General features: G+C 45.7%; 5 protein-coding genes and 1 rRNA gene. 4 read left to right on the top strand and 2 right to left on the bottom strand.

What is annotated here, in order from left to right; genetic code table 11:
• The first annotated feature begins 104 nt into the window (after window positions 1-104).
• Window positions 105-1,250 carry an IS200/IS605 family element RNA-guided endonuclease TnpB gene (gene tnpB, locus BM101_RS13610; RefSeq protein WP_093399878.1) on the top strand — a complete coding sequence of 382 codons (1,146 nt, stop codon included), beginning with the start codon at window positions 105-107 and terminating at the stop codon, window positions 1,248-1,250.
• Window positions 1,251-1,551: 301 nt separating this feature from the next.
• Here the strand turns inward: tnpB and BM101_RS13615 are convergent, their stop codons facing one another.
• Both BM101_RS13615 and BM101_RS13620 read right to left on the bottom strand, forming a co-directional pair.
• The gene (locus BM101_RS13615) at window positions 1,552-2,967 is read right to left on the bottom strand and encodes a HAMP domain-containing sensor histidine kinase (RefSeq protein WP_087033291.1); all 1,416 of its coding nucleotides are present in this window, start codon (window positions 2,965-2,967) and stop codon (window positions 1,552-1,554) included.
• The gene (locus tag BM101_RS13620) at window positions 2,968-3,663 is read right to left on the bottom strand and encodes a response regulator transcription factor (RefSeq protein ID WP_087033292.1); all 696 of its coding nucleotides are present in this window, start codon (window positions 3,661-3,663) and stop codon (window positions 2,968-2,970) included.
• A gap of 286 nt (window positions 3,664-3,949) precedes the next feature.
• Between BM101_RS13620 and BM101_RS13625 the strand changes: the two genes are divergently transcribed.
• From BM101_RS13625 to BM101_RS13640, 3 genes are all read left to right on the top strand, one after another.
• Window positions 3,950-4,450, top strand: coding sequence for a GNAT family N-acetyltransferase (locus BM101_RS13625; protein WP_087033293.1), 501 nt, complete (start codon window positions 3,950-3,952; stop codon window positions 4,448-4,450).
• 220 nt (window positions 4,451-4,670) lie between these two features.
• Window positions 4,671-5,564 carry an EamA family transporter gene (locus tag BM101_RS13630; protein WP_087033294.1) on the top strand — a complete coding sequence of 298 codons (894 nt, stop codon included), beginning with the start codon at window positions 4,671-4,673 and terminating at the stop codon, window positions 5,562-5,564.
• Between the two features lie 592 nt (window positions 5,565-6,156).
• Window positions 6,157-6,305 (top strand): 16S ribosomal RNA (locus BM101_RS13640); the annotation flags it as partial.

The following is a 6,305-nucleotide window of genomic DNA, read 5'->3' on the forward strand; positions in this document are numbered from 1 at the left end:
TGCGCCGAGAACACCCGTGATTTCAATCGTGGGATGAATCGGCGCGGTCTTTTTTGTTCTTATGACAGCCTCGGCGTATAATTGGAGTAAAGGAGATGAGTTCAATGCTGCGATACAAAGCCTATCAATTCCGCCTCTATCCCAATCAGGAACAAACCATTCTGATTGCGAAAACCATCGGCTGTTCACGATTTGTCTTTAATCACTTTCTGGATCTCTGGAACACCACCTATGCGGAAACCGGCAAAGGCTTGTCCTATAACGCTTGCTCCGCCATGCTCCCCAAAATGAAAAGGGAAGAAGAAACCGGTTGGTTGAAAGAAGTCGACAGTATTGCGCTTCAGTCCTCCTTACAGCACTTAGCGGATTCGTTTGCCCGCTTTTTTAGAAACCAAAATGATAAGCCGAATTTTAAAAGCAAAAATAATCCCGTCCAGAGCTATACAACCAAAAACGTAAACAACAGCATTGAAGTAAAAGAAAAACACGTTAAATTGCCTAAGTTGGGCTTGGTTACATTTGCGAAAAGCCGGCAGCCTAAAGGCCGGATACTGAGTGCGACCCTCCGCAAAAACGCAAGCGGTAAGTATTTCGTGTCTCTTCTGTGTGAAGAAGAAATCCACGAATGGCCAAAAGCCGAGTCTGTCATCGGGGTTGACTTGGGCATCACGGATTTCGCCATACTTTCCGACGGCCAAAAAAAGGATAACGATGCGTTCACTTCCCAAATGGAGAAGAAACTGAAACGCGAACAACGCAAATTATCCCGCCGCGCTTTGGTCGCCAAAAAGGATGGCAAGGAATTGTCCCAAGCAAAAAACTACCAGAAACAAAAGCGAAAAGTGGCTCGTCTGCACGAAAAAGTGGCGAACCAACGCACCAACTTCCTGAACAAGTTGAGTACGGAACTCATCAAAAACCACGATCTGATCTGTATCGAGGACTTGAACACGAAAGGTCTGTTGCGCAACCACAAATTGGCCAAGAGCATTTCCGATGTCTCCTGGTCCAGCTTTGTATCAAAACTGCAATACAAGGCAGATTGGTACGGCCGGGACATCATCAAGGTGGACCGATGGTTCCCGTCCAGCAAGTTATGTTCCACGGAAGGCTGCGGATATAAAGCCCCTTCGATGCCATTGACTGTCAGGGACTGGGTTTGTCCGATTTGTCATGTCCATCATGACCGGGACATCAACGCCAGCAGAAACATCCTGATCGAAGGCCTAAGGCTGCATGCCATGAAATAATCATCAAAGATAAGAACCGTAGGTACTACGGGGATAGCTTGGTAAACAAGGGAAACCGCTGCCGGCAAAGACATACACCGGCAAGTATTCCCTCTTCCCAAGAATCTCGTGACTTTAGTCATGAGAGGTTCAAGGTTTCATTTTAGGCTACACAAAGAAACAATTCCCCGAAAAGCCGACGGAGAATTGCCGTAAAATTGTAGCAAAGCGACAGGAAAGTGCCGTAAAGAGAAAAAATGCAAAAACACCCGCATGTTCAACCTTTTCGGGTTGGCGATGCAGGTGTTTGCGTGGGGAAAAATTAGCCTTGCGGTTTGGAGAGGATGATGGTGAAAGTGGTTCCTTGTTCTGATGATTTTGCCTCGATGCGTCCGCCATAGGAATGCACGATGGACTGGACGATCGATAGGCCGATGCCGTTGATGCCGCCTTCCCCTTTGTAGAAACGATCGAAAATATGCGGCAAATCTGTCCGAGAAATAGGGGGGCCGTCGTTATAGACCGTAATCATGATCCGGTCATCCACTTCCTTGCAGCCCAAGCGGATGGTCCCCGCAGCATAACGGAGCGCATTGGATAATAGATTTTGGAATGCCCGTTCAAAATCGTTTTCATCATAATGGAAGAAAACGGGATTTTTCTGGAAATCGAAATGCATGGTGATATTCTTTTGCGCGATGACGCTTGCATAGCGTTCAGCCGTATAGGAAAAGGTTTCGCGCAGATCGTTGGTAGTGGCGATCCGGTCGGCGGAACGGGATTCCAAACGGGACAGATAGAGGATATCCTCCACCAGTGAGCCGAGTTTGTCGGTCTCCTTTTTGATGACGACCGCCCCTTTTTTATCATCGATGATGCCGATCTCGATTCCCTCGGCATTGGTTTTGATGATCTGCAGTGGTGTCCGCAATTCATGGGAGGCATTCTGGAAAAAGGTGCGTTGATTGGCGTCGTAGTGTTTCAGTTTCTTCGTCGTTTCGTTCATGGCCGTCTTCAATTCATGCAACTCCAGGTCCACGAATTCTTCGTCGATTGTTTGGTAATTGCCTTCACCAATTTCCTTTGCGAAAAGGGCCAACGTCTGCAAAGGTTTGGTGATACGCGAGACGAATACATAGGTGATGGTCGCAATGCTGATCAAGCCGATGACCATGATGATCAGCAGCAGCTGGTTAAGCGTCTGTTCGAAAACGTAGAGGTCTGACATATTGATGAAGAAGACGGCATAAGAATCCTTCTCAGCGGAATTTGAAGCCACCGTATAATAATAGAGGTTATCCTCCAATTCGATTTTCCCGGAGTCCGTATTGCTCAAGGAAATATCGGAATCCTTCAGTCCGTCGATGAATGTGGAAAGGCCGGAGTTATCATCAAACCCGGTCACTTGGTTTTGCGGAAACAGCACTTCAAAATCTGCGGATACGATCGTCCGCTGCACCGAAGCTGCAAATGCGGAATGGGGTTCCCGATTTTTTTCCGGTTTCTCCTCCTGGATGGAGCTGTCGCCTATGGGGATATCCTTCGCCGGCAATGCTGCAGCCGGCGGTTTTGCCACAAAACTCTCCCGCGATTGGGTGAGCAAGGCAGTGGCCGTCGTCTCGATATATTGGGTAAAGAAAAAATTGAAAATCAAGTAAATCAAAGCGAAGACAACCGTCAACAATAGCGTGACAGTGGAGAGAAGCCTTATTTTCATACTTCTTTTTGATTTCTGCATCTATTCCGACTCCTTCACCGTGAAGCCGAAGCCCCAAACCGTCTCGATCTGGACGGTTGAAGCGGCAATTTTTTTCCGCAGACGCCGGATTGTATCGTCACAGGCCCTCGTTTCAATGTCTTTCCCGTAACCCCAAATCGCATCGAGCAGTTCATCGCGCGATACGGCGCGATTTGTATTCTCAATCAGATAGACAAAGACATTGTATTCGTTTGGGGTGAGGTTGATGAGGTTGCCGGCCTGTTTGACCGTCATCGCGTTGGTGTCGATCAGGATGTCGCCGAGTGCCAATGTCTTTTGCTCTTGCAGCGCCGGTTGACGTTCCTGATCCATCTTGACTCTTCGCAGCATGGCCTTCACGCGCATGTTGAGCGCGATGGCGCTGAATGGTTTTGTGAAATAATCATCGCTGCCCAGATTGATGCCGGTCGCATAATCCATATCGCTGTCTTTTGCGGTCAAGATGATGATCGGAACGGAACTGATTGCGCGTATCCTTTTCGTTATCTCGAAACCGCTCGATCCGGGCATCATGACATCCAAAATGACGAGATCGGGTTTGTTTTTCTGGAATTCTTCTAATAATAGGTCCCCGTTCGGGAAGTCGGAAACAAGATAGCCTTCGCTTTCCAGGAATGTTTTTACTGTCAGTCGAATGGTTTCTTCGTCTTCCGCAATGTATATTTTTTCGTTCATATCATCCACCTCATTCTTTCATCCAGTATAACCGATTTTTTTCTCGATGATTACGAAAAACTGACGCAATTCTGCAGAATTGTGCGTCAATTGGGACGCTCTCTCCACAAAGGATGATATGGCAGCGGGAAAAAGCCGCTGATGCGCTTTCACGCTATGTCCGAAAGAGAAAATGAAGGCAACGGCGAAAAAAGATGGAAAGGACTTCCTGTTTGTTGGTACAATACGCTATATGCATAAATCGCTATAGAAGGATTACATCGGAAATCGAGGAGAGATTATAAAAATGAACATTACCCATAGAAACGCTACATTGGAAGATGTAGAGGACATCGTTGCAATCTACAACGAAACCATACCCAGCAGAATGGTGACGGCCGATCTAGAACCCGCTACGAAGAAAAGCAAAATGCCTTGGTTTTTGGACCACTCGCCAAGCTACAGACCCATCTGGGTATTTGAAGAAAACGAGAAAATCTGCGGCTGGTTGAGCTTCCAGCCATTCCACAGCAGAGCGGCCTATGCCAAAACGGCGGAATTGAGCATCTATATAGCTGAAGCCTACCGCGGCAAAAAAATTGGTAGCCAGATCATGGAAACAGCACTGGCGGCTTGCGAAGAGCTGGATATCACGACACTGATCTGCCTGATTTTTGCGCATAATGAGCCAAGCTTGGGCTTGATGAGGAAATTTGGTTTCGAGCAATGGGGCTATTTGCCGAGAGTTGCCGAATTGGACGGCATCGAAAGAGACTTGGTCTACATGGGGAAAAGAGTAAGGGATTAATCCTTTATTGCACGCTGGTTAAAGTTGGTTAAAAATGATAAACGTTGAAAAAATTGGATGAAATCCATTTTTAGCTGCTTTCCAATGTCATTTTATGAATGGTGGAAGATGTTATTGCCTGTTTATATGTTGCTTAAACAGGCAGAATATTATCGCAATTCTATTTTGTTTAGTATAATGCTATGATGCGTGAATACATTATACAAAGGATGGATGGAAGATGTGGTTCTTTTTTGCAATAATCTCTGTGTTGGCTTGGGGGACAGCCGACTTATTTTATAAAAAGGGTAGCGATCCGAAAGACCCTTTCAGTTATTTGAAAATCGTCGTCATGGTGGGTATCGTAATGGGGATACATGCGCTTTACGTCATGCTGACTTCAGGCATCACTTATGAGCCGGTCAATATGATAAGGTATTTGCCGGTATCAGCGATGTACATTTTATCGATGGCGGTCGGTTATGCCGGTTTGCGTTTCTTGGAGTTGTCCATCTCCTCGCCGGTCCAAAATTCATCGGGTGCCATTTCAGGATTGATGACGTTCATCTTTTTGGGCCAATCCATGACAGGTATCCAATTTTTTGCGGTTGCTTTGATCACGATCGGCGTGATCCTCTTGTCGGTCTTCGAACAAAGATTGGCTGAGGCGGAACGGAAAGAGAAAAAAGAAATGATCGACCGCAAATACAAATACGGCGCCATCGCGTTGTTGTTCCCTCTAGGGTACGCATTCATCGATTCGTTGGGAACCTTTGCGGATGCTTGGGTTTTCGACAGAGGGATGGATGAAATGCAAGCGAACATTTCCTATGAATTGACTTGGTTGATTGTTGCGGTCATCGTCTGGATCTACCTGGTCGCAGTCAAGAAGCAATCCTTTATGTTGCGTGATCAAAAAGTCAGAGGCTTGGCAGCAATCTTTGAAACCTTGGGACAATTCTTCTATGTCTTCGCAATCAGTGCGAATGCCGTTATCGTAGCGCCGTTGATATCTTCTTACAGCATGGTATCCGTCATTTTGGCACGCATATTCCTGAAGGAAAAGCTGACAAAAGCGCAATACACAGTCATAGCGATGATCATGGTGGGCATCTTCATCCTGGGATTCGAATAGTCGCGGCGATTGATAAGGTTGTCATTGAAAATGCTACATAATATAGAAAGAAGAACACTTTTCCTCGAAAAAACGAGCGGGGAGTGCTCTTCTTTTTGTTTATTTACAGATATTTGGCGGCGTTGCCTAAGTTTCCAATTAAAGGGCAGATCCGAAAACATTTTTTCAGCAGTCCAAAAAGATTAAAAAAACCATTGACAGAAGATTGCCCCGATGGTACTATATTTAAGTTGTCCCCGAGAGCATCAGAAAAAACAATTAAAAAAAGTTGTTGACATGCAATCGTGAGAATGATAGTATATAAAAGTTGCCGCTTCGGTTTACCGATAGCGAAAAGCTTCCTGAAAAACAATTTCAGAAAGTGCTTGACGGAAAGTTGAATCCGTGGTAATATTATGAAGTTATCACGTGACACGTGATAAACGATTGACCTTTGAAAACTGAACAAAGAATGAACGAACCAAATGTGCAGGGAGCTTTGATTTTATCAAAGCAAACGAAGGCGATACGCAGTATCGCAAACATAAAGTCAGTAACGTAACAAATGAGCTTTTAAATTTTACATGTAGGATTTCTGTACAAGAGTCCACATTTACATGAGAGTTTGATCCTGGCTCAGGACGAACGCTGGCGGCGTGCCTAATACATGCAAGTCGAACGGTTCTTTCTTTTGGAAGCTTGCTTCCGATCGAGAGAATAGTGGCGAACGGGTGAGTAACACGTGGGTAACCTGCCCATAAG

It is taken from the genome of Trichococcus palustris, assembly GCF_900114465.1.
GTDB classification, from domain to species: domain Bacteria; phylum Bacillota; class Bacilli; order Lactobacillales; family Aerococcaceae; genus Trichococcus; species Trichococcus palustris.

Coding starts and splice junctions, on each gene's coding strand:
- tnpB (WP_093399878.1), top strand. CDS start 105: ATGCTGCGATACAAAGCCTATCAATTCCGCCTCTATCCCAATCAGGAA.
- BM101_RS13615 (WP_087033291.1), bottom strand. CDS start 2,967: ATGCAGAAATCAAAAAGAAGTATGAAAATAAGGCTTCTCTCCACTGTC.
- BM101_RS13620 (WP_087033292.1), bottom strand. CDS start 3,663: ATGAACGAAAAAATATACATTGCGGAAGACGAAGAAACCATTCGACTG.
- BM101_RS13625 (WP_087033293.1), top strand. CDS start 3,950: ATGAACATTACCCATAGAAACGCTACATTGGAAGATGTAGAGGACATC.
- BM101_RS13630 (WP_087033294.1), top strand. CDS start 4,671: ATGTGGTTCTTTTTTGCAATAATCTCTGTGTTGGCTTGGGGGACAGCC.